Origin of the sequence: Massilia norwichensis (genome assembly GCF_024753245.1) — a bacterium.
GTDB lineage: Bacteria > Pseudomonadota > Gammaproteobacteria > Burkholderiales > Burkholderiaceae_D > Telluria > Telluria norwichensis.
Genome location: NZ_JANUGX010000016.1, coordinates 99,920 through 123,084, shown reverse-complemented (window position 1 = coordinate 123,084; position 23,165 = coordinate 99,920). Strand labels below are relative to the sequence as shown.

Below are 23,165 nucleotides of genomic sequence, written 5' to 3'. Positions count from 1 at the left end.
GTAATGAAGTGGAATTAACTCCAAATATCCCCCTTCCATCATCGTAATTGCTGCCTTTTGCTCCCCACGGATTTTTCTGATGACCTGAGCACGCTCGTAGCCAGTCGGAAGCATCCCGTCCACACAATAACCCGGGTAGAACACACGAATCAATTCGTCGTCGGTTGCTCTCTTCCACATCGCATCGCACATGCGAAGTCGTTGCAGCAACTTGCTGCGTCTTGGCTTCTTAATCTCCGGCAAGTCACTGCTAGACTTCGTCAGTTCCCTTTCAAACTTGCTAAGTTCGTCATCGAGCTTACTACGTGCGTCCGCGAGCATTGCTGCTATAGCTGCCCGGCCCGCACCGACCGTCCGGCTTAGGTCAATCACAAATGCGACTCCTCCAGGTTTAAGATCATAAGTAACTGTCTTTCCGGATGCAGTGTGGCAACCGTCCATGCTCGAGATCCGCTCGGCAAGCCAGCACTTTTTCCCATCATCTGCGTGGGTATATGGCGCCTTGTACGGCTTCAGACTAGTTCGTCCAAACGTCGCAGCACGTTCCCCGCTCTTTGGCCCCGTTGTAATCGATACTGCCTGGTACTTCGGGTTCCGTTGCAGGAAGTACCACGCCCACCGCTTATAGCTCCAGTCTTCGTTGTTCGGATAGGCAGCTACGTCCATCCAGTTAGGTCTCTTACCTTGGTCTAAGACGACCAAATCCGCGTATTGCTTCGTATTCATTCCTTCCCCTTGGTGCAGCAGAATATGGCTGCATCCTTTTAACGTAAAAATGCCATCTTACCGGAAAAAGATAAATCCTTTTTGTGTATTTCTGCGTGATGTCTTCATCTTATTAAGCCGTTTATGTGAGTAACTCCAAGTGTGAAAATTCATCCTGTCAATCGACATCTGCTGACATCTACATAGGAGCAAAAGTGAACAAACTTGAGCCGTTGGTACCGAAGGCAAGAGGCTACAAAAAAGGGGTAGCGCAACACATACCTGATCTAACCCCGACGCTCAAAACGCTACCTCCGGAATTCATCGAACTGATCCGGGTGGCCCAGGCTTCCAAAACACGCGGGTTCATCAAGGCAGATCGCACTGCTGAGAAATCGGCAATTGGTGTTTCGACGCTTTGGCGCGACGTGAAACGAAAAGTCTTTGTACCCCCCGTTCGCATCTCAAGTAGGAGCGTGGCATGGGTAGAAGCTGAAGTTGACGCTTTGTTAGCAGCGAAGGCATTGATGTCCCGCACCGGCAAAAAGATAGACCTGGCTCAGTTCGTTGCGGCCCTGATCGAACAACCCCTGTGAAATGGTGACTATGTCTATTCGTGAAAAACGGCGGGGAAGCGTCGCACTCGGCGCATTCCTTGAGCTCAAATTTCCACCCGATAACGAACTGCTCGGAAAGATGATCCTCGAAAAATCTATCGGCATGATCGCTGGTCCCAGGGGTGGCGGCAAGTCGTGGAACGCAATGATCTTTGCATATGCAGTTGCCGCCGGAAAGACGCTCTTACCCTGGGGCGTCGGCCGCAGCACTGCAGTGACGTACCTAGATGGGGAAATGAGAGCTACTGGAGTGCAGGAGCGCTTTCGGCTCCTTCACACAAAAGACCCCTTTCCGTCGTCACGCGCGAGAGCTGAAACTAATTTTCATATAGTCAGCCGGGATTACATTGGCGACCCCATCGGCTCTCTCGACACCGAGGAAGGCCAGGCAAAGATTGACAGCCTCATCCGCCCTGCAACGAAGCTGCTCATTGTGGACAACCTGTCTGCGTGGACGAGCGGAGGTCGAGAGGACAGCAACGCGTGGGCAGTGATCAAAAACTGGCTCATCAAGAAGCGACTGCTAGGGATAGCGGTCTTGCTGATCCATCACGCAGGAAAAAACGGACAGCAACGCGGATCAAGCGTGCATGAAGATCTGCTGGACTACTCGATTCTGCTCAGTTCACTTCCGTCCCGGAGTGGCCGTGATGAGACGCGTTTTTCCGTCTATCACAGCAAGCTACGGGACTATATCCCCGAGCTGCGTCCGATGTACGAGTGCTCGATTTCGAGCGATGGCGAAGGCTTCGATTTTGAGTTTTATCTAGCTGGCTCGAACCAATCACCGCAGGAAATTCAGATGATCGAGCTCGCTGAAGCCAACATGTCCATGACGGCAATCGCCAAGCAACTAGGATTCTCAACAGCAAAAGTCAGCCGCTTTTTTAAAAAATACCGCGAGTTACAGAAACTGGCACCGGAAGCATCGAACACATCCAGCGAAGCAGACGACGAATAAACAGGCACAGCACGCAAGACCTCGTTGCACCGTTGCATACGCTATACACCTGCAACGTTGCAACGATGGCAAACAGGACCGCCCTGCCGCCACGCTGTACTCGCCGTTAGCTCAACTGGCCACCGTCATACCATACAAACTGACAACAGTAAACAAGCTCGAAGGCCTACTACTTGCACATGTACCCATGGCAGACCTATCAGCCTGTCAGCGAGACAGACTACTGATAGCGCGTGCCTCACGTCATCGTCAGCAAGTAACCAGTAACTAGCCTAACTGTTCATATTGTTATAGCCAATACCTGCCGACTTGTTGGCTAACGCTAGCCGCTGCCGGCTGGAGCCGCACACCTAAAATGAGAGCAGAATGAACACGAAACGTGACCACTTAGCGGGATGCTTGATGATCGACACGATGGGCCTACGTGTCGAGAACGTACCTAACCTCAAGTTGCCAAAAGCCTTCGCCAGGGTCAGCGATGACCCACATACCGTCGACGACTATGGCTGGGCCAAAGGCAATCTGCGCTCAGAATCCGGAAAGCACATGTCTATGCGCGTGCGGACCATCAAAGCCAGCAGCCAGTTGCTCGTTGAAGGCAGCAACTCGATGCAGTACTTGGACCACAACATCGTTTCGTCCGGTGATGCTGTTATGACAGCCTTTTCCATGCTTGACGCGGTGCGACGCCAACATCGCTTGCACCTCGACAGCGTTTTCCGCCCCAGAGAATTCATGCAAGGCCGTGATATCGAAACGACCCGCATCGACGTCGCGGTGCCGTTAAGAATACCGGGTGATCTACGCCTCGGTGCAGTTATCAACGCACTAGCGTTTGCAGGGCTGCGTGCAAATGTCGCAACCAGCATTTACCCGAACGAGTCCGTCTATTTTGACCAGCATTCGCAGCTTGAAACGCTCAAGGCTTACGACAAGGCAGTCGAGATGAAGCAAAGCCGCCGCGCTCTGGAGCTTCCCAGCACGCAAAATGCTGTGGACCTGATGAGTTTCGCAAGCAGCACTTTGCGGTTTGAAGGCGTTTTTCGCCTCAAACAGCTGAAGCGCCTGTTTGGAAACACGCCAGTCATGCCCTCGATGCTGCCACCTCATGTGATGGCAGAAATGTTTAGTAGACTGCTCAGTAAATACGAACTACACGGAGGTCTGCGTCGGCTACTGTCGCAGGCAGACTTATGGAAGATCAGATCGCCGTATCGAACGACGGTAGCTCTTTGGCAGGCCGGCACTGACGTACGTTCAATCTTCAACGGTAACGAAGGGTTGCTGCGCAGTCATCACCGGGTCATCAAGCGCGACTATGGCATTAACGTTCTTGCGCCCTCTCCTGTCACTCTGAACCACCATGTCGAGTTGGGCGAGATCCTCCGAATCGAGAACTTTGTCCCGGTGCCCGCCGCAATACGCGCTGATCCTGCGCTGTTCTACCAGCGTGACATGGTTGAGGAGTTCAAGGCCCACTGCCGGGCGAACGGCTTTCACGGCATATCAGCTATGTACGTGGACCCATACGAGAATACTTCTAACCTGCTTGCGTCAACACATTAGCGCGATGTGCTTGAAGTTCGACGACCTTTAAGAAACCGATCCGTCAACACGTACCGTTTACGTATCCGTCCGCCGTGATAGAGCTAAAACAGTGCTCGCCAATGGCTCGGACGGTTCTACTCCGCTGATAGTTCACGAGAACAGGTCGGCACCAAAGCGCCTAAGATTATCGTTGAGAAAGCGGCTTGACATGCGATACTTAACGGACGCATAAGCGGCCGCGTCCGGAGCCATCTTACATACGGCGTCAGCAACTAGCATACGGAGTTCTATGAACCATGATCCAATTCTGTGGGGAATCCACGCCGGCAAAACTGGCGATGCAGAGTCTTTATTCTTGCATCAGAACGTTGTTTCCCTAGGATGGCATGAGATGGGTGATCTCAAAGTTATGCCAAACAAAAGAGAATCGTTCAAAGAGCGATATGCGCAAGTCTATCCTGTAGCTGCAAAAGAAAAACCTGGAACTGTACCGACGTCGGCAGGTCAGCTGTTCCGCTTTGTGCATGAGATGCGCGAAGGCGATTACGTTGCCTACCCGTCGAAAAAATCTAAGCTGATCCATCTTGGGCGTATTGTCGGCCCCTACAAATACGATCTAAGCTCCGAACCTGGGTATCCGCAGCGACGACAAGTTTCTTGGCTTAAAGCTATCCCCAGATCCCATTTCTCCCAGGGCGCGCTTTATGAAATCGGCTCGGCATTGTCAGTCTTTGTAATAAAAAACTATGCCGATGAGTACTGGGCAGCGATTAATGGAAAGCAACCGCCGCCACCAGTGTCTGTGACAAACGATGTTACGGTGGCAGAGATCAGCCAAGACATTGAGGAAAATACACGTGACTTTGTTCTTAAAATTTTAGCGCAACAAACAAAAGGCCATCCTTTTTCCCATTTTATTGCAAATATCTTACAGACGATGGGCTATCGCACGCGGGTTTCCGCCGAGGGACCTGACGGAGGCATCGACATCGTTGCGCATAAAGACGAGCTTGGTTTCGAGCCCCCTATCATCAAAGTACAATGCAAAAGTACAGAGGGGAGCATTGGCGATCCAACGATTTCCCAGCTGTACGGCAAGGTTGCGCCTAACGAGTTTGGACTTTTTGTCACGCTTGGCTATTTTACAAACCAAGCAATCCAATTTGCTCGCAGTAAAAGCAACCTCCGGCTTATCGATGGCGACGACCTAGTTGCGCTCGTACTAGAACATTATGAGCAATTGGACTCAAGGTACAAAGGCCTAATTCCATTACGCAGAGTTTATATACCTGAACCTTCGCCAAGCGCCGCGCCTGACTGAAATACCCGCTCCCCCAAGCCACACGACGGCTGTTCAGCCAATCGAGTCGCGCTAAGGGTCGCGCAATTCACGGAAAACCATCACTTTCCACGGCTCTGCAGGTGACAAAATGGTAAAATATGTCTCAATGGAAATTCTTTAAAGACGGTTATCGATGATGAAAACCCGGAGGGGAAATTGAAGCGAGCCCTTGCGTGAGCCACCGCAGGCTGATCAGAGGTGAAGACATCCCTAGCTCACTATGGGATAAAGCGCGAGCTCATCTACACCTCGCACCAAGTCTCGTTGGGGCTTGGCAACACATGCTTGAGCTGGCCGGCGTTGCTGATCTCGCAACACAAGCAGTACCGGTAAGTGTTATAGGCGGAATTGATAAAAAATCCACTGATGAGCACTTAGCTTGGAGATTCAGCGGCTCGTGTGCACGCGTACAGCTTGCGATGCTTGATCCACACGCACATCTTTCAAATGTCTCGGACGCATTCGCTCGGGTCTTTTCTGGGGGTGATGTGCTCATGGCCGATGTCCCATGCGGCTCCGGTGCCGCAGCTTTGAGCGTCCTTTCCACAATCGCAGAGTTGCGCAAGTGCGGACGAGTGCCGCGCTATCCCTTGAGGGTAAAATTAGTCGGCGGAGAATTGTCGGAGTCTGCGCGCCAATATGCCCGCGAAGGCTTAAACAATATTATGACAGAGCTAAATGAGCAGGCAATTTGGGTAACGCACGAGTTCCACTCATGGGACGCTCTCTGTAAATTTTCGACTGCTGATTTAATTAAACGATTAACATTACTGGGTGACGGTTGCGCCGCCCGCGCATTGGTCCTCGCGAACTTCTCAGGTTTCTTGAGCAATACCGGGAAATGGAAGGACGCGGCCCCACAATTTGAGTCGCTATTCGTGCATAGCCGTGATGAGCAAAGCGTAGCAATATGGATAGAGCCTCAGACTAACTCAGTTCTGAACAAGGACGGGGGGTTCTTTGGTCGACTACTAAGCTGGTTTAAGTTAAAATTCGGCGCCAAAATGAATGCAGAAGAAATCAATGAATTCACTATTGAGAATTTAGGGATAACTGCAGCCGAAACTCAGCACCCACTTCGTGAAGAACAGCAGTTTCAAGTAAATCTGGTCGTGCAGCGCTTCGATCTTCGTAATAATGGGGCGTCCGAATGAGGCCAGAAATTCTCGCTCTAAGGGCGACAAATCAGTATCGATCCCGTGACGTCATTGCCTATTTAGGTTTGCGATATTACTTTGCGAATGTCTGCGCATCGCGCGACAGATGGGCAATGGAAGTTGCGACGCATCTGGTGCGGGCTAGAACCGAGGCGCCATACTTCAAGGCGAAGCACTTCAAAGACTTCATTGGGGACGACGTAGTCTTGCACCGTAACATCTTTATACCGGGCCCAAACGAAGCGTTTGCTGAAGCAGCATTGCTTGCGCAATGTGCGGAACACGCCGCGTTTACTCCTCTCCCATGCGTTTTTAGCTATCACTTAGCAATGGGAGGCGAATCACAAGGGGTGTATGTACCTTATTTCGATGGCTTTCGCCGCCGTCACGAGAAAATACGCGAGGCGTGCACAGATAATCCAAATTCAGTAGTCTTTTATACTGATATTAAGAAGTTCTATCCCTCAATTCCTTCCTACAAAGCCCTGGAAGCTTGGAACCAGGCCTGCCTCGATTCGCATCTCCTGCCACAATGGCGTGACCTTGGGTTAAAACTTCTTGCAGATCATCTCAATGTTGCTACGAAGACTCAAGAAAGCCGCGCCGTTTTAACAGGACCTATGTTCAGCCATTTGATTGCAAATCTAGTGATGCGAACGGTGGACGACCATATGGTTAATTTGTTCCCGAATCGATATTTCCGCTATGTAGATGACGTTGTCCTTGTCGGATCGAACGAGCAGGTTGCGACAGGTCGAAAAAAACTTACGGAGTTGCTAGCTTCATTAGACCTGCACCTGCACGATCAAGACCAGGAGAAAGATTTCGTAGTGCCATCAGTAGAATGGCTTGAAGGGGCAGCCGACTTAGACAATGATTATGGTAAGGAGTGGGCAAATTTCGTGGGAGGTCTAAAACAGTTAATCGTTACGCAGCCTGCAGCGCGCCACTCACTGGCGGATCGATTCCTTGCAGCAGATTTCCGCATTCCCCTGCCCTCATACGATCTAGATGTGCGAACCGCTCCCTGGTTAATCAAACTGCGTGCCCGCATTACCAGGTATCCGTGGCTTCTCAAGGTCATTAAGAGGAACGACGCCGAGCGTTTGATTCAGAATGCACATGTGTTGCGCGAGCAATACGGTCGAGCTCTTGCAGCCCTGGTAGAGCTTGGTACTAGTTCAAATCGCTATACCCGGAAGCGCGCGATTCCGAAACTCCGTTTTTTTGCAGGTCGGCTGCTTTACATCGGATCCGCAGAGATGCTGCTTCAGTTTAGCAAGTCACTAGGCACGATCCCCGAACTGCGTATGCTTTCGATTATTTTGTACTCGGTGGCAACTCGCGATGTCACAAAACTGGTCCCACTTGGCACGAATGCCGTTCAGTCTGCTGCGCAAGTCCTTGCAATAAGCGCGCTACCTGTGTCTTGCCAAATAAAGAATTGGACTCCGGAATGCTTGCAGGGTGTTGCAATCTTGCGCTTCAACGGTATAACTGTCGATGCTCCTTCGGACGATGCTTTGAACCGCTTAGCTGTATGGGGCGGGAAAGGCCCCGACCTTATGGGTGCAGATTCTGATGCGTCGTTACTAGAGCTAGCATGTCTACACGGCGTATCAGCGAGCGCGAGGCATTCTGAAACTTTAACCTCTGTTTTTGATTGGGACGAATCGCTTGCGTTTGACGTGATAAATCAAGTGCAAGATTCCGACTATTGATAGCGATATCGATAGCACATCATTATAGTTCGTATAACTCGTCAATAACTTCGCTGCTAACATTACAGCGGCGTACTGTTAGGGTAGGCCGATCCTCGAGCCCTCATATCTTCGGTCTCATAGACAGCCACTTGATCAGCCGAGTTGCTTGTTTCATTTAGAGATGGTCGTTCATCGCTGCTGCGCTAGGCCCCCCCGTGGCAAAGCGGCCAGGTTTCGAGGCTGCCTGAATGGGCCGTTTGGCCATGTTCTCAATGATGGTGCATGGTCTCGGCTTTCCTCAATCTGGCGCAGCAATGCGGCACGGTCCCGCCTTCGGATTGTGCGAGTTCGCCAAGGCCCTGTTGCTGCCAGGACGTCCACTTTCTCGGCCCGCGGGTATGATGCCCTTCATACAGTCCGGTCAGCCCAGACGTGCCCCAGCGCTGACGCCACTACTCCACGCTGTTCGAATGCACACCAAACTCGTCACCGTTCTTTTGAAGGGTGAATCCCTCGCTTAACCGAAATCCGTTAAGGGCCGCCTCTGTGTCCTCGGATGGAAAAACGCCCATCTCACGCAGCGTGCATTGCTCATGTTCGGACAGTTCCAAGTGCTTCATCGCTCAGCTCATGCTGCATTGTTAAATCGACTTTGACAGCAAAAAATGGCCGACCACTTAACCCTGGCAACTTATTGCAGCGTTAATCGTGTATGATTCCGCAACACTAACACACAAGGCGCGCAATGAGTACCTCAAGCACCAGTCCAGCAGATCCAGAATTCAAGACAACGAATAATCGCTGGTGGGAAGTGTATATTATCCGATATTTTGTCGGGACTGTTATTGGCGGCGCCGTTTTATTATATCTTAATAACGCGAAAACCTCGCGCTTGTCTAATCTGATACTACCTGGAGTTACGGATATTTCGAAACTCGATATGCAGTTGCTTATCTTGTTAGGAGCAATGGGGTTGGCGTTTTGCTATATCTCCAGTGCTCCCATTCTAGTTCTGCATGCGTCGCGAGCAGCTTTTTTGCGTGAAGACAGGACGAGTTTTAACTGGATCTTGGGGGGCTCATGCGTACTCATTTTGATCGCGGCGACCGGATTTCGGATTTTTAGCAGTTTTAACAATGTAGATATCTTATCCACTACTGCACTTGCTCTGGTTATATTCGTGCAAGCCGTACCGCTCACCTTCTCGCTATTGAAGAATGGAGAGATCTCGCACAAATACTATACTGACTTAACGAAAGCCAGAACCAAGACGGACTTGGCCAGTCAAGAATACAAAGAGTCCTATCGCCATCTACGCGAGCACGGGAATGCTTTTCTTATCGTTTTTTTCGAAGCAGTATTGGGTATTGTATTAGTGGCCGCCACATCGGCTGACATGGCGGCAATCGTGCTGATATGCTGGATACTGCCCGCTGCATTGATATGGGTTCATGGCAGCGTACTTGAATATCGTTTTTCGAAGCCTTAATATTTTGATAGCGTACAAGAGGATGCCTTTGTACATAAACGGCTATTTTCGTGTGTAAGTACTCTCCCAGAAATAGATGTGTTTTTAGCGGCTAGAACCAGCGGGTTGCTGCGTTGACTCGTGCTTGCAGTGCGCGCGCAGCAAGCACCCTCCGCTTTGCACCGCATTGGTTCCGTTTGCCAAAATTCGCATTTATTTCCGGTCAAGTACTTAGAAAGGCCGGTGACACAATGAATTTTATAGCAAACTTTGTAGTTGAATCCAGGGTCACTAACTATCGATAATGGTGGCTTTTGAATGGTCAGCGACTTAAAGCCGTTTTGCTCGCACGCTAACCCCTCAAACAACCGATTGAACATCCTATGACTGGCATTTTGGCTCGTTAACTTCCATCGTGATTCGCCGTCGCAGTCGACTCCCCCTCACCTTCTCAACTGAGAACTGGCGATACTTTGAGCACAGGTGTTTCTACCTATGTGTTGAGATGCAAAATTTCTACTCCTACCCAAGGCGCACCGAGGCGACAGCAGAGCCCGCCGATAGAGGGCTTTTCCTGCTGGCCACTCGCGTACCACTATTCAAGGTGATAGACTGCAACGTTTACGGTTAGGTCGATTAATGCACACCAAACATCGTCTGTTGAAGTAAAGACATGTCTTCGACCCTTGGCCGTCAAACAGATTGCTGTGCAGTTGGGCGTATATGAGATCGACCGTCGCTGGATCTCCCACGAGCTTCCTGCCACCGCCGCACATCGTTGTTAAAGTTTCAAGTGTCTGACGTTGTCGACCAGATATTTACGGACGGCGCTGTCGAAGAAAAGAGCACGAGGAAGAAGAATGCCCGACATGGACCAATACCCGCTCAGTGAGCGCGATATCTGCACCAAGTTCATTACCCCTGCAATTGTGCAGGCGGGCTGGCAGCAGCACCAGCTTCGCGAGGAAGTAAGTCTCACAGACGGTCGTGTAACGGTGCGAGGCAAACTCGCTACACGTGTCACGAATCCCGATGTCAAAGGAGGGCCCAAGCGTGCCGATTTCGTGCTCTACGCCAGACCGAACGTTCCAATTGCAGTGATCGAGGCAAAGCAGGCCAAGTTCTCCGTTGGGCATGGCATGCAGCAGGCCCTGGTCTATGCTGAGATGTTGGATGCCCCCTTCGCAATCAGCAGTAATGGCAATGGTTTTCTGGTTCATGACCGCACGGGTATTACTCAACCTGTCGAACGGGAGATCCAGCTCAGCGAGTTTCCTTCATTGGACTATCTCTGGCCGCTATACCAACAGTGGAAAGGTCTGGCGGCACCCGAAGCCGTCAAGCTCATTGAGCAACCCTTCTACACCGACGGCAGTGGCCGCGAACCGCGCTACTATCAGCGTGTAGCTATTAACCGGGCCGTCGAAGCTATCGCCAAGGGCCAACAACGCGTACTACTGGTCATGGCCACTGGTACTGGCAAAACGTACACAGCCTTCCAGATCATCTGGCGCATGTGGAAGGCCAAGGCCAAAAAGCGCGTTTTGTTTTTAGCCGACCGTAACATCCTCGTCGACCAAACTATGCAGCAAGACTTCGCACCCTTTGGCGAGGTCATGCATAAAGTCGGCAATCGCGAAATCAAGAAGAATTACGAGATCTACTTGGCGCTTTATCAGGCAGTCACCGGCAAGGAAGAATGGAAGCAAATTTACAAACAGTTCCCGGCAGACTTCTTCGATTTGATTGTCGTTGACGAATGCCACCGGGGCAGTGCCGCAGACGATTCGGCGTGGCGGGAGGTCCTCGAATACTTCAGCAGCTCCACGCACATTGGCCTGACGGCTACGCCGAAAGAAACTAAAGAAATCAGCAACGCCACTTACTTTGGTGAACCGATTTACACCTATTCGCTTAAACAAGGCATTGAAGACGGCTTTCTTGCTCCCTACAAGGTAATCCGCATCGCCACCGATGTCGATGCCGTTGGCTACACCCCTGAAAAAGGCAAGATCGACAAACTTGGTCAGACGGTTGAGCAACGCCAGTACAACATCAAAGATTTCGACCGCAATCTAGTGCTGGAAAAGCGTACTAAGCTCGTTGCCAGCAAGGTGTGGGAGTACCTCAAAGCTACCGACCCAATGGCCAAGACCATCGTCTTTTGCGACGACCAAGACCACGCCGAGCGCATGCGACAAGAGTTAGTGAAGCTCATCCCGGCCGCTGCTAGCAATCGCCGCTACGTAATGCGCATCACCGGCGACGATACTGAAGGCAAGGCGCAGCTCTCGTACTTCATCGACAACGATGAGCCTTATCCCGTTATTGCAACCACCTCCAAGCTGCTGACTACCGGGGTTGATGCCAAGACCTGCAAGCTCATCGTGCTGGACCAGAACATCAACTCGATGACTGAATTCAAGCAGATCATTGGCCGCGGCACACGCCTGCGTGAGGATTACCGGAAGCTGTACTTCACTATCATGGACTTTAAAGGTGCCACGCGCCTTTTCGCGGACCCGGATTTCGATGGCGAACCGGTAGTAATCTACGACCCCAAGCCAGATGAACCCGTGGTGCCACCAGAAGATACGACTCCACCCTGTGCCGACGAACCCGATCCGTCACCGGATGAGCCTAGCGCAACCAATGGCGAAGACATAGACGGTAACCGGGGCGGTGGGGGTAGAGGCGAACGCCGCACTAAATACTTTATCGACGATGTCAATGTGCGGGTGGCTGTCGAGCGCTCACAGTACCTGGATGCCGACGGTAAGCTCGTTACCGAGGACTACCGCGTTTTGCTTAAGGATGACATCAAAAAAGCGCTGCAAGCCGAGTTCGGTACAATGGTCGACTTCCTGCGCCGTTGGGATAGTGCTGAGCGCAAACAGGCGGTACTGGATGAACTGGCCGAGCACGGCGTACCGCTCGAAATCCTGCAGCAGGCCGTTGCCAACGGCAGCGAACTCGATGTCTTTGATCTGGTCTCCCATGTGGCTTTCGACCAAAAACCGCTCACGCGCCGCGAGCGTGCTAACAACGTGAAGAAGCGAGATGTGTTCGGTAAATACGGCGAGCAAGCCCGCGCCGTGCTTGAAGCCTTGCTTGACAAGTTCGCAGACCACGGGGTTCAAAACATTGAAGACGCCAAAGTGTTAGAGCTACCGCCGTTTGATCAATTCGGCAGCAAAACGCAAATCCGGCGCGGCATCTTCGGCAGCGTCGAACAATACACCCAAGCAATACATGAGCTTGAAAAAGCGCTCTACAACCTACCTGAACAGAAACAGGCGTGAGCACTTCTCAAGCCGAACGATACGAGAAAAATGCAATGAATCTAAGCAGCACCATCAAGTCCATTCAAGACATCATGCGCAAGGACGACGGCGTTGACGGCGACGCCCAACGTCTCGGCCAGCTTACCTGGATGCTTTTCCTTAAGGTGTTCGACCAGCGCGAGGAAGAATGGGAAGACGACAACGCCGAGTATCAGTCACCGCTGCCCGAGCCCTATCGCTGGCGCAACTGGGCCGCCTATATCATGGATGCCGATGGCAAGAAGAAGCCCCAGATCGCTGCGAGCGACTTGGTACCCTTCGTCAACAACGAACTGTTTCCCGCACTCAAAGACCAGATCGATGCGAGCAAGAGCCCGCAGCACAAGGTCGTCAAACAAGTTTTTGAAGACGCTAACAATTACATGAAATCTGGCCCGCAATTGCTGGCCGTGATCGAAAAGCTGGAAGACGCCATCAACTTCCACGACTTCAAAACACGGGCAAGCCTGGGCGATGTGTACGAGCAAATGCTCAACGACTTGCGTGGCGCCGGTAACGCCGGCGAGTTCTACACCCCGCGCGCCATAACTGCCTTCATGGCAGCCCAAGTCAACCCGCGTCTGGAAAAGCGCGAAACCGTGATGGACCCGGCCTGCGGCACTGGCGGTTTCTTGACCGCCGCCATAGACCACTTCCGAAATCAACTCTCGACCAAATCCAGTGCCGAAGACAAACGCGCCATTGAAGGGCTGATCCACGGCATCGAAAAGAAGCAACTGCCCCACCTGCTGTGCACCACCAACATGCTGCTGCACGGCATCGACGTGCCCAGCCAGATCGAGCACCGTAATACGCTCGGCATTGGCTGGAACGAATGGAACGCCAATAGCAAGGTCGATTGCCTCATCACTAATCCGCCTTTCGGTGGGTACGAGGATGACACGGTGGGCGGCGACTACCCAGCCGATCTGCGCACCCGCGAAACAGCCGACATGTTCATGGCCCTCATCATCAAGAAGCTACTGAAAGAAAACGGCCGTGCCGCCGTGGTGCTGCCCGATGGCTTTTTGTTTGGTGACGGCATCAAGGGCACGCTGAAAAAGCTGCTGCTGCGCGACTGCAAACTGCATACCATAATCCGCCTGCCTAAGGGCGTGTTCGCGCCCTACACCACCATCAAGACCAACCTACTGTTCTTCACCAAGGGCGCGACGGTGGACGACGGGACCGAACACTTCCACACCGACACCATCTGGTTCTTCGAGCATCCCTATCCAAAGGGCTACAAGAGCTATTCCAAAACGAAGCCCATCCGGCTGGAAGAATTCAAGCTGGAGCAAGAATGGTGGGGCGATGAAGGCAATGATTTTGCTGACCGCGTGGAAAGCGAATTCGCCTGGAAGGTTGATTTCAAAATCAAACGCGAGCAGGCCGAAAACCTTGCTAGGCCACACTGGCAACGTGCCGAAGACCTGAACAACCAAGCCGCGGCACTGGAAGGCGAAGCAGGCGACTTGCGCAAGAGCCTGGTCGGCAGCACCGACGCCGCCTACCGCGAAAAGATCGACGCCCAAATCACCGAGCTGCGCGCCAGAGCCGAACCGCTGCGCCTGCAAGCACGTGATGCGCAGGTAGCGGGCGACCGCATCTACTGGCCGATCTTCAACCTCGACATCAAAAACCCCAACGCACCGGAAGAAGAAACTCACGACCCGGACCTGCTGCTCGAGAAATACAAAAAGATGTTGGGTGAGATTGAAGATACCGAAAACCAACTGAAGGGCGAACTGGCTGCCGCGCTGGCGCATCACTTTGTCGGTGAGGACGCCTGATGGATGCGCAACAGTTTTTAACGGAGTTTGGGCATATAGCCAATGCTCCGGGCGGTGTTAGCAAGCTGCGTGAGTTAGTTCTACAGCTCGCAATTTCTGCGCGGCTTACTGAGCGCGTTGCAGATGACACTAGCGCACTTGAGCTGATCGAGGCCAACAAGAAACGCCAGAAGTCCTTGGTTGCACAAAAGGTTCTCAAGCGGCAACCTGCTCCAAGGCCCGTCGCGTCAAGCGATCAGCCGTGGGCGCTGCCAGAAGGTTGGGCTTGGACACGTCTGGGTTCAGTTACCAACTATGGCGATGCGCCCAAGGTTGAGTTCGAGGACGTTAACGAAGATACTTGGGTGCTTGAATTAGAGGATATTGAGAAAGGCACCTCAAGGCTTCTGTCGAAGGTCTTTGCACGCGAGCGCAAGTTCAAGAGTACTAAGAACGGATTTCCAGCTGGTGCTGTGCTCTACGGGAAGCTTCGTCCTTACCTCGACAAAGTCCTGATTGCGGACTCGCCGGGGGTATGTACAACTGAGATTAATCCGATCTCATTTTTCGATAACATCGACGCTAAGTACTTACGTTGGTATTTAAAGTCGCCCTACTTCATCGCCTATGCTGATGGCTCGACTTATGGGATGAATCTTCCACGACTAGGTACCGATTCGGCGCGAGAGGCACTGTTCGCGTTCCCGCCCTTCATCGAACAATCCCGCATTGTCGCTAAAGTCGATGAGCTGATGGCCTTGTGCGACACGCTGGAAGCGCAGCAACAGGCCCGCCGCAAACTGCAAAACAATTTGCGCCAGTCCAGCCTACAAGCAGTCGCCAGCGCCGCCAGCCCGTACGAACTGCAGACCACCTGGGCACGCCTGGCCGATAACTTCGGGCGGCTATTTCATGCGCCGGGAGATGTTGTTGACTTACGAAAGGCCGTTCTTGATCTTGCTGTATCAGGGTATTTAAGTCATCCAGAGGAACTTGATGAGCCAGCGGCCGTCCTGAAGTCTAAGATTCTGGCAGCCAAAGAACGTGGGATAGCAGACGGCTCCTTCTCTCGAAAGAAGCACGTCAAGCCAGAGGAGCTAGAAGAAACGACATTGCCCCTGCATTGGGAGTCCATAACATTGGATGATGCGATTTCCACGATTGATGCAGGCTGGAGTCCAGCGTGTTTGCCAAATGCTCGCGACGACGAGAGCAAATGGGGCGTACTAAAAACAACTTCAGTACAAGTTTTGCGTTTTCTTCCGCACGAGCACAAGGAGCTGCCTGCTTCGCTTGATCCTCGGCCCCAATATCAAATTGAACTAGGGGACATTTTGATTACCCGGGCAGGCCCAAAGAATCGCGTGGGTATTTGTTGCGTGGTTGACTCTGCGCCGCCGAAATTGATGATCTCCGACAAACTAATCCGATTTCACATCGTTGGCGACCTTATCAATCCTCGTTTTGTGGCTCTTTGCTTGTCTGCTGGTGAACCCGGCCGAATTGTTGAGCGATTGAAGTCCGGCATGGCGGATAGCCAGATGAATATCTCGCAGGACAAACTTCGTTCAATTACTATCCCACTACCGCCGATTCAAGAGCAGCAGCGAATACTGGAAAAGATTGAAGCGTTCATGGTAGTCGTCGACGCTTACAGCGAGCGTCTAAGCAAGAGCTTACGTTTGGCGGAGCAAGTTGCAGCCGTGGCTGTTTCAGCAATCACTGGCGTTGCCATCGAACAAGAAGAGGAACCCATGAAAGCCCCGCAAACCGAACTAGTCGCCCCACTGCGCTTGGGCACTGCGCCCGGTATCAAAGATCAAGCCATGCTGGCGACCATCCTTGCTCGCCACAGCGGCGAAATGAGCGCTAAGGATTTGTGGCAGCGCTTCGGCGGTGAGATCGACGCCTTTTACGCGCAGTTGAAAATCGAGGTGGCACACGGCTGGATATTGGAACCCGCTGTCGCTGAGATGCGTGAAAAGCCAGCCGACGCGGTAAGAGCTTGATATGCAACTGCAGCGCATCTGCATCCCGACTTTCCGTAATCTGCGTGATCTCGAAATCACCTTCGACTCGCATCTGCAGCCCGCTTCAAGCGCGTCAGCGGATGCGCTGCCCAAGCTCATCCGTAGCCACGTATTGATAGGCCAGAATGGCATTGGCAAGTCAAACCTAATCGAAGCGGTGATCACAATCTTCCGCGATCTGGATCTGGACCGCGAAGCGGCGTTCGATTACACGTTGGAGTACAGCATTCGCGGCCATGTGGTGCGCATCGAAGCAGAAAGAGTCAAACAGAAGCGCCCCTTTGTTTGGGTGGACGACAAAGCCGAGTCGCAAGGTCATTTACTGAAGAACCGGGAGCTGCTACCTGCGCACATTTTTGCCTATTATTCGGGCCGCAATGAGCGTATTGAAGCATTGTTTCACGAGCATCAGCGCCGCTTCAATCAGCGCCAGGAAATCACTACTGACGAGGTGCTATCTGGGCGACTGTTGGAGAACTTCACGGGCTCTGAGGCCGATATCCGTGCCATGGAAGAGGCTAAACGCCGTCGCGAGTCGCGACTGAAGCACGCGGGTGATGATCGCCTCCGCCGCTTGTTCTATTGCCGTGGTGGGCACAGCCAGTTGGTGCTTCTGGCGTGTTTGCTTTCCGACGATCCAGTGTTCCAGAAGGTACTGAGAAACCTGCACATCGAATCGCTGGAGTCTGCTCTATTTGTGTTGAAAGAACCACATCGCCTGCGCGAAAAACGTCGGAGCGGAAAATTCGACGAGCATGAACTTAATGAGGGCGACCCACGTTTCTGGTATGCACGTGGCAACGTGGTAAGCGAGTTTCTCGACAAGCTTTGGCAAGTGGCCTGGGCACCAATTGAACATGAAGCGACTATACAAATCGATTTTCGTGGTCGTAGCGAGAAACAGAAGCAGCTTTATTTATTTGTGCCGACCCAGGACAAGCTCAAGCAGCTCGGCGAATTGGTTGGTGGCACTGACAGTTTCTTCCGATATGCCGAAGGCGCTTACATAGGAGACCTGATTGAGGAAGTACGCATCACTGTCAAGAAGCGCGACGAGCACGGTGGAAAGGTAAGTTTTACCCAGCTTTCCGAAGGCGAATTGCAAATGCTCACCGTGCTAGGCCTCATGCGCATCACCCGCGAAAATCATTGCCTGTTCTTACTCGATGAACCAGATACCCACTTGAACCCGATTTGGAAGCTGCGTTATTTTGATGACATTGAAGGGGTTTTAGGAGATATCCATAAGGGCGGGTTCGACAGCGATGCGTTTGATGCAGGATCTTTCGATACATCAGTCGGGCAATCCCAGATCCTCATAACCACCCACGACCCGATGATGGTCGGCAGCCTCAAGCGCGAACAGGTGCATATCCTGCGCCGCGACGGCAAACGAACGGTTGTGGATACGCCGGATGAACACCCGCAAGGGATGGGCGTGACCGGCCTACTGAAAAGCGAGCTGTTCGGCTTGTCGTCCACGCTGGACATTGAAACTGAGCGACGCCTTTTCAGGCGGAATGAGTTGTTTGTGAAAGCGTCGCGTACGGTCGAGGAAGATGCTGAGTTGAGCCGGCTTTCTGCAGAGTTGGCCGATTTGGGATTTTCAACCGCCGACTTCCGTGATCCCGATTACGCACTATTCGTGCGCAAGATGGCGCAACACCGCCGCTTCCGCAAGCCAGTGCTTACGCCTGAGGAGCAAGCCGAGCAGGACGCTATTGCTGAATCCGTCATCGATGAAATTCTGCGTGAGGCTGCCGAATGATTTTCATCGATCTTGAAAACAAGCTTCCCACTGACGCAGACCTGCCCGCTGACATCCGGTGGTCCCAAGCCGATTGGGATGCATGGTTGGTTGAAACAAGGAGTTTAGTTGCAAAACTCGCAACGCTCAATGCCGCCGGGAAGATCGACGAGCGTAATGAACTGATCGACAAACGTGGCGACCATTGGGGGAAACTGAAACCTTGGTTGCTGGCCTTGTCTGGCGGCAAGTGCTGGTTTACCGAAGCTCGCGACATTGCATCGCATCTAGACGTTGAACACTTCCGTCCTAAGAAGGCTGCTCGCAATATCAAGGGGGCCGTACGTGACGGCTATTGGTGGCTAGCTTTCGACTATATGAACTTCCGCATCGCCGGCAACGTACCTAATCGAAAGAAGGGTGTTTGGTTTCCGCTCCGGTATGGTTCCCAATATTCCACGTATACCCATCGTTGCGAAGGGGATGAAGTACACCATTTTCTCGATCCGACGAATGCCTATGACGTTACGCTGCTGGCGTTCGACGAGGAAGGAAAAGCCATTCCTGCACCGGGTATTGAACGCTGGGAACATGTAAGGGTGAAGCGCACAGTGGAGCGGCTTAAACTCACTGAGCACAAAGCGTTGGCTGAGGAGCGCCGCAAGGTTTGGCAGAATACTACAAAGCTAATCAACAAATATCTACAAGCGTTATCAGATTCACGAACGTCCGCCGCGGCCCGTGAGCGATTGAAAGCAACAGCTCGCGAAATAGTCTGCTTGACCAGGCCAGATGCAGAACTTTCGGCTGTTGCGAAATGGTGCGTCCGCTTGCGTAACGATTCGCAACTTTCGCGCCTAGTTGGGTGAAGCCGCGATACAACCGAACTTCGAGCCTTTCAGCCTCGTAGATTCATGCTCAAGGAATTTTCACAAACCTATAAAAGGCTTGGAATCTTCCTTTTGGCTACCGGTCTGATGTAGCCGGCGAGAACAGTCAACGAGCGGTGTCCTGTGGTTTCTTGGATAATATGAGCTGGCATGCCCACCGTCGCAGCCTCTGTGCAGTAGCCGGCGCGCAGACTGTGCCCTGCCACCATCTTGGCTGCTTCGTCGCCGGCCACCATCCGCATAGAAGCTTTGACGATCAACGCTACGGACTGCGGTGTGAGCGCCTTGGTGCCGACTATTTGGTCGTGTCGATTGATCGGCCGGAAAAGTGGGCCGCTTTCGATGTCTGCGAGCGCTAGCCAGCGCTTCAGTATCTTGACCGGGCAACGGTTACCATGAGCATAGGGTATAAACACAGTCCGCCCAGCCCCCTCCTGGTCGGTTTTAGAACGACGTATCAACAGTTCCATGCCGCTGTCGTACTGGGTGATGTCTTCATATCGAAGCCGGACGAGTTCAGACCTCCGAAAGGCGCCAGCAAACCCAACCAAGATTAGTGCCTTGTCGCGTGCCGCCCTCATGGTCATTTGCTTATCGATGTGGATCATCATCTCCAGGAGATCGTCTTTGACGAGGGCCGTAACGCGGCGCTGTTTTATGCCAAAGGTGCGACGAATTCCCTGCATTGTGCGCTTCACTAGACTATTGGTTACAGGCGATGGCAGCCCTTGATCAGTATGAGCGCGATGGATAGCGATTAGACGATGCTGTAGCGTACTAACTGCCAGGATGCCAGCGAAATTCGCAAGGTACTCGGCAACCATCGTCGGCGTTGCCGGTATCGAGCCGCCGTACTGTTTGAAATGGCGAACGTCCGCGTCGTATGAGCGCGTGGTGGCATTCGACTGAGCGGCTGCGGCATAGCTAGCCACAAGCGCCGACGGCTTAGCCTGAGCCGTTTTGAGCGGTTTCTGCACACTGGACGATTTTGTGCTGGTGCTGGCTGCCGGCATTGATTGATCGACCCTCATCCTAATACTCCTCAGGAAGAAGCAAGGTCGTCACGGAACGATCCGCTTCGGTGATAATCCAGATACGTAAGCCACGTCTTAGCACGTATGCGGAAAGTATCCGAGTGTGGTTGCGGATTGCATTGGCATTGGCAACGCGATCCGCCTCGTCCAAGTCTCCAAAGTCTCCGTTCTGGTGTCGTATGAGCAGGGTCGAAGCATTGACTCCAGCATGATCGAGCAGCGCCAAAGCGCCGGGAGTCGCAACCGTTCGGCCGAGCGGAAACAGTGGAGCACTGCGCGCTGACGCAAAGCGGCAGTGATCGCTATTGTTGGCTTGATTAGATTTGGTCATGATAGATATTTGTGGACGCACAAAAGCAGACCGGACGGTAGAAACCGTCCGGTACCTGGGGTTTCGATGCCTGACCTGTTAAGTCATTTCTTCGCTGTAGTGTTTGGCGTTTTCCCCATTGGATGTACGCCGATGTACCAACTCGGCACAAGCACGTTCAGATCGGTCCTCACGAGACGATCTGCGCTAGCCGTCGGATCGATTACATACTCAACAAATTTCGCGTCGTGACTGCCCTTAGCGCGATGGAAAACACCATAGCGGCCTACCTCCCATTCAGGATCGTAGTCGACCATGACCATACACAAGTCAGGGAGTTGCGACGGCTTTTCGCACGCTTTCCAAACAGTTGCGACCCACGAGTATTGAGCCAGCAGCTTTGCCAAGAAATCGCCGTCAATCACATGGGCGTAGGGGCCGGTTTTCGGTAGACCGAGCTCTTCCGCTTTTTGCCAGACATTTTCGAGTGTCGTAGACGCAAGGGTAGCGACGGCTGCAAGGGCGCAGGCGTGCCTGTCCTTTGTTGTAACTGGCTTGAAAGCCGGCTGAAAGCCTACCGCAGTCGAGGTAACGGTGGTCGGGATAGATACGGTCATGATGACTCCAATGGTTAAGTTAGGACGTGCACGGCCATGCCATCGCCATCCCGTCAGGGAGCGATAAATCTAGATGGGGAAATGTTTCGGATAGCGTGCGACTAGCGCACTAAGATGGCTGTGCTTTACTGGCTGTACGGTTGACTGAAAACGTAGCTCAGCAGCAATATTTTACCATCATTTGTAGATATTTTGATAACTTTATAACTTTGCGCGAGATTTGGGCGACAAGTGTTGGACTATCTGGGCCTTCACCGCCACTGGTTTGTTGGCCCGACCGTTTAAACGCCGAGCCTGCCGTTAAACTTGCTCGGTTGCTATCACCGGTCGCCGTACCGGTTTCACCGCCGCCAAGCACGGGGAAATCGGTATGACAGCGCGAGACTCACTGCCAGCGCATTCGCGTTCAACCTCAGTCAGAAAATCTGACCAAATCGTCAGCGCCTCCTTGCGCTCTTCAAAGTAGGTATGAACGTCGTAGATACCTTCGATACCGGACAGCTTATGATTAAGGCACATTTCAGTGATGTCTCTAGGTACGCCCAGTGCCCGCATGTGGCTTTTGGCTGTAGACCGGAGATCATGTGGTGTGAACCGCCGCACGGCAGGCTTGTACTCTGTTAACCAGAACTCTATGGCAGCCGCAATCGTGTTCGGGTTAATCGGCCTGTCGCCTTTGGTGGAAGCGTTCTTGTAATCGCCCCGAACAGGCAGGACAAACTCGGATTCGCCTGAGCGTTGTTTCAGTTCTTGAAGCCATGACTTTACTGGGGCGGTCAAAGGTATCTGGATACCAGCCCCTGTCTTTGACGAGGGGATACTCCACACATCCTGATCAAAATCGAAGTGAGACCACTTAGCGGTTCTCAGTTCACTGGAACGTACGGCGGTAGCCAACAGCAACCGGACTGCGAGCGCGTTTTCCCTGTTCAGTTCGGCGCGCATTACCAGTCCCAGCTCTTCCCGACTCAACATTAGCCGACGCCGGGTTGCCGGGCGCTTGCCCATCAGTGCGCTCAGATCTATTCCAACACAAGGATTAGCAGCTACCAGCTTTCGTCCCGCCGCATGTTTGAACAGCATCCGTGCAGTGGTCAGGAGCATACGCGACTCATTCCAGGGAGCCTCAACGGACTCCACCATCTCCACTATATCCAGTGACGACACCTGAGCCACCGCATACGAGCCGAGGCGGCTCCGAATTCGGACCAAGCTGCGGCCATAGCCTTTTTGCGTGCTTTCCCCCAACTCGCTCAGGATTTTTTCGCGATAGTCGTCGATCAGTTGGCGAACCGTCCAATCCTGCAACGCCAATGCCTTCATGCGCCGCTTGTCCACAGCGGGATCGCCGGCTTTGTCGATCTCCGCACGCTTTTCCCTGGCGATTTTCCGGGCCTCGGCCAGACTGATGTCGGGGAAGTTGCCTATCGTCAGTTCTTTCGCCCGCCCAGCCACGCGATAACGTAGAATCCACGTCGCGGTGCCGGACGATGAGAGCGTAAACGTGAGGCCGCCTCCATCAGAACGGGCGAGCGGCATCGGTAGCTCAACTACCTCTCCTGTCTCTGGATTCTTGATACTTGGGATTCCTCCGCCGTGTACTGTTCGTAGCCAATGTTGTAACTGGAGAGTTTGCAGCCTCTCCTTTACGTTGCCTTTTTGTTTCATTGCCGTCCTTTGTTTGTCGCTGACTACACACTTAGCTACACATCGTAGCTGCGACGTTATCAGACGTCAATGCATCAATATAGACGAAAAGCTTTTTAAAATCAGTTACTTAGATCGGTATTTAGACGGCGCTAGATGCTATTAGACAATTGAAAAATAATACGACGTTATTCTCATGTAATTAATAGTTTTTAGAACAGTATATCTAGAATCCCGTCTGAATTTTAGGTGTAGTCTTCGCTGATCTAACTTAGAAACAAATGTGTTTGACTT

At 52.5% G+C, this 23,165-nt stretch carries 17 protein-coding genes; 12 read left to right on the top strand and 5 right to left on the bottom strand.

The features are described from left to right. The coding region (locus NX782_RS14630; protein ID WP_258846202.1) for a hypothetical protein at positions 1 to 726 on the bottom strand (726 nt) is incomplete at its 3' end. 194 nt (positions 727 to 920) lie between these two features. On the opposite strand from NX782_RS14630, the gene NX782_RS14625 reads away from it, so the two are divergent. From NX782_RS14625 to NX782_RS14570, 12 genes are all read left to right on the top strand, one after another. Next, positions 921 to 1,301: a helix-turn-helix transcriptional regulator gene (locus NX782_RS14625; protein WP_258846201.1), complete on the top strand. Its 381-nt coding sequence runs from the start codon at positions 921 to 923 to the stop codon at positions 1,299 to 1,301. 10 nt (positions 1,302 to 1,311) lie between these two features. Further along, complete coding sequence (locus tag NX782_RS14620; RefSeq protein WP_258846200.1) at positions 1,312 to 2,283, top strand: AAA family ATPase; 972 nt, start codon at positions 1,312 to 1,314, stop codon at positions 2,281 to 2,283. Positions 2,284 to 2,649: 366 nt separating this feature from the next. After that, positions 2,650 to 3,849, top strand: a complete 1,200-nt coding sequence (locus tag NX782_RS14615; protein ID WP_258846199.1) for a phage/plasmid replication protein, II/X family — start codon at positions 2,650 to 2,652, stop codon at positions 3,847 to 3,849. A gap of 271 nt (positions 3,850 to 4,120) precedes the next feature. After that, a complete protein-coding gene (locus NX782_RS14610) occupies positions 4,121 to 5,152 on the top strand; it encodes a restriction endonuclease (RefSeq protein ID WP_258846198.1) in 1,032 nt (343 codons plus the stop codon). Between the two features lie 302 nt (positions 5,153 to 5,454). Continuing rightward, entirely contained in the window at positions 5,455 to 6,327 is an 873-nt protein-coding gene (locus NX782_RS14605) for a hypothetical protein (protein ID WP_258846197.1), read from the top strand. Then, positions 6,324 to 8,051: an RNA-directed DNA polymerase gene (locus NX782_RS14600; protein WP_258846196.1), complete on the top strand. Its 1,728-nt coding sequence runs from the start codon at positions 6,324 to 6,326 to the stop codon at positions 8,049 to 8,051. The genes NX782_RS14605 and NX782_RS14600 overlap by 4 nt, the downstream gene beginning before the upstream one ends. A gap of 727 nt (positions 8,052 to 8,778) precedes the next feature. Next, positions 8,779 to 9,522, top strand: a complete 744-nt coding sequence (locus tag NX782_RS14595; RefSeq protein ID WP_258846195.1) for a hypothetical protein — start codon at positions 8,779 to 8,781, stop codon at positions 9,520 to 9,522. Positions 9,523 to 10,370: 848 nt separating this feature from the next. Beyond that, entirely contained in the window at positions 10,371 to 12,803 is a 2,433-nt protein-coding gene (gene hsdR / locus NX782_RS14590) for an EcoAI/FtnUII family type I restriction enzme subunit R (protein WP_258846208.1), read from the top strand. Further along, the gene (locus NX782_RS14585; protein WP_258846194.1) at positions 12,800 to 14,617 is read left to right on the top strand and encodes a class I SAM-dependent DNA methyltransferase; all 1,818 of its coding nucleotides are present in this window, start codon (positions 12,800 to 12,802) and stop codon (positions 14,615 to 14,617) included. Before hsdR ends, NX782_RS14585 begins: the two co-directional genes overlap by 4 nt. Further along, a complete protein-coding gene (locus tag NX782_RS14580) occupies positions 14,617 to 16,605 on the top strand; it encodes a restriction endonuclease subunit S (protein WP_258846193.1) in 1,989 nt (662 codons plus the stop codon). Before NX782_RS14585 ends, NX782_RS14580 begins: the two co-directional genes overlap by 1 nt. A 1-nt stretch (position 16,606) precedes the next feature. After that, positions 16,607 to 18,394, top strand: a complete 1,788-nt coding sequence (locus tag NX782_RS14575; RefSeq protein ID WP_258846192.1) for an AAA family ATPase — start codon at positions 16,607 to 16,609, stop codon at positions 18,392 to 18,394. Continuing rightward, positions 18,391 to 19,242: a hypothetical protein gene (locus NX782_RS14570; RefSeq protein ID WP_258846191.1), complete on the top strand. Its 852-nt coding sequence runs from the start codon at positions 18,391 to 18,393 to the stop codon at positions 19,240 to 19,242. The genes NX782_RS14575 and NX782_RS14570 overlap by 4 nt, the downstream gene beginning before the upstream one ends. A 68-nt stretch (positions 19,243 to 19,310) precedes the next feature. Here NX782_RS14570 and NX782_RS14565 read toward each other — a convergent pair whose 3' ends face one another. From NX782_RS14565 to NX782_RS14550, 4 genes are all read right to left on the bottom strand, one after another. Further along, positions 19,311 to 20,294 carry a site-specific integrase gene (locus NX782_RS14565; protein ID WP_258846190.1) on the bottom strand — a complete coding sequence of 328 codons (984 nt, stop codon included), beginning with the start codon at positions 20,292 to 20,294 and terminating at the stop codon, positions 19,311 to 19,313. 1 nt (position 20,295) lies between these two features. Beyond that, entirely contained in the window at positions 20,296 to 20,628 is a 333-nt protein-coding gene (locus NX782_RS14560; RefSeq protein WP_258846189.1) for a hypothetical protein, read from the bottom strand. An 83-nt stretch (positions 20,629 to 20,711) separates the two neighbouring features. Beyond that, positions 20,712 to 21,224: a hypothetical protein gene (locus tag NX782_RS14555; protein ID WP_258846188.1), complete on the bottom strand. Its 513-nt coding sequence runs from the start codon at positions 21,222 to 21,224 to the stop codon at positions 20,712 to 20,714. A gap of 300 nt (positions 21,225 to 21,524) precedes the next feature. Then, on the bottom strand, positions 21,525 to 22,892 hold the full coding sequence (locus tag NX782_RS14550; protein WP_258846187.1) for a tyrosine-type recombinase/integrase: 1,368 nt from the start codon (positions 22,890 to 22,892) through the stop codon (positions 21,525 to 21,527). Positions 22,893 to 23,165: the final 273 nt, after the last annotated feature.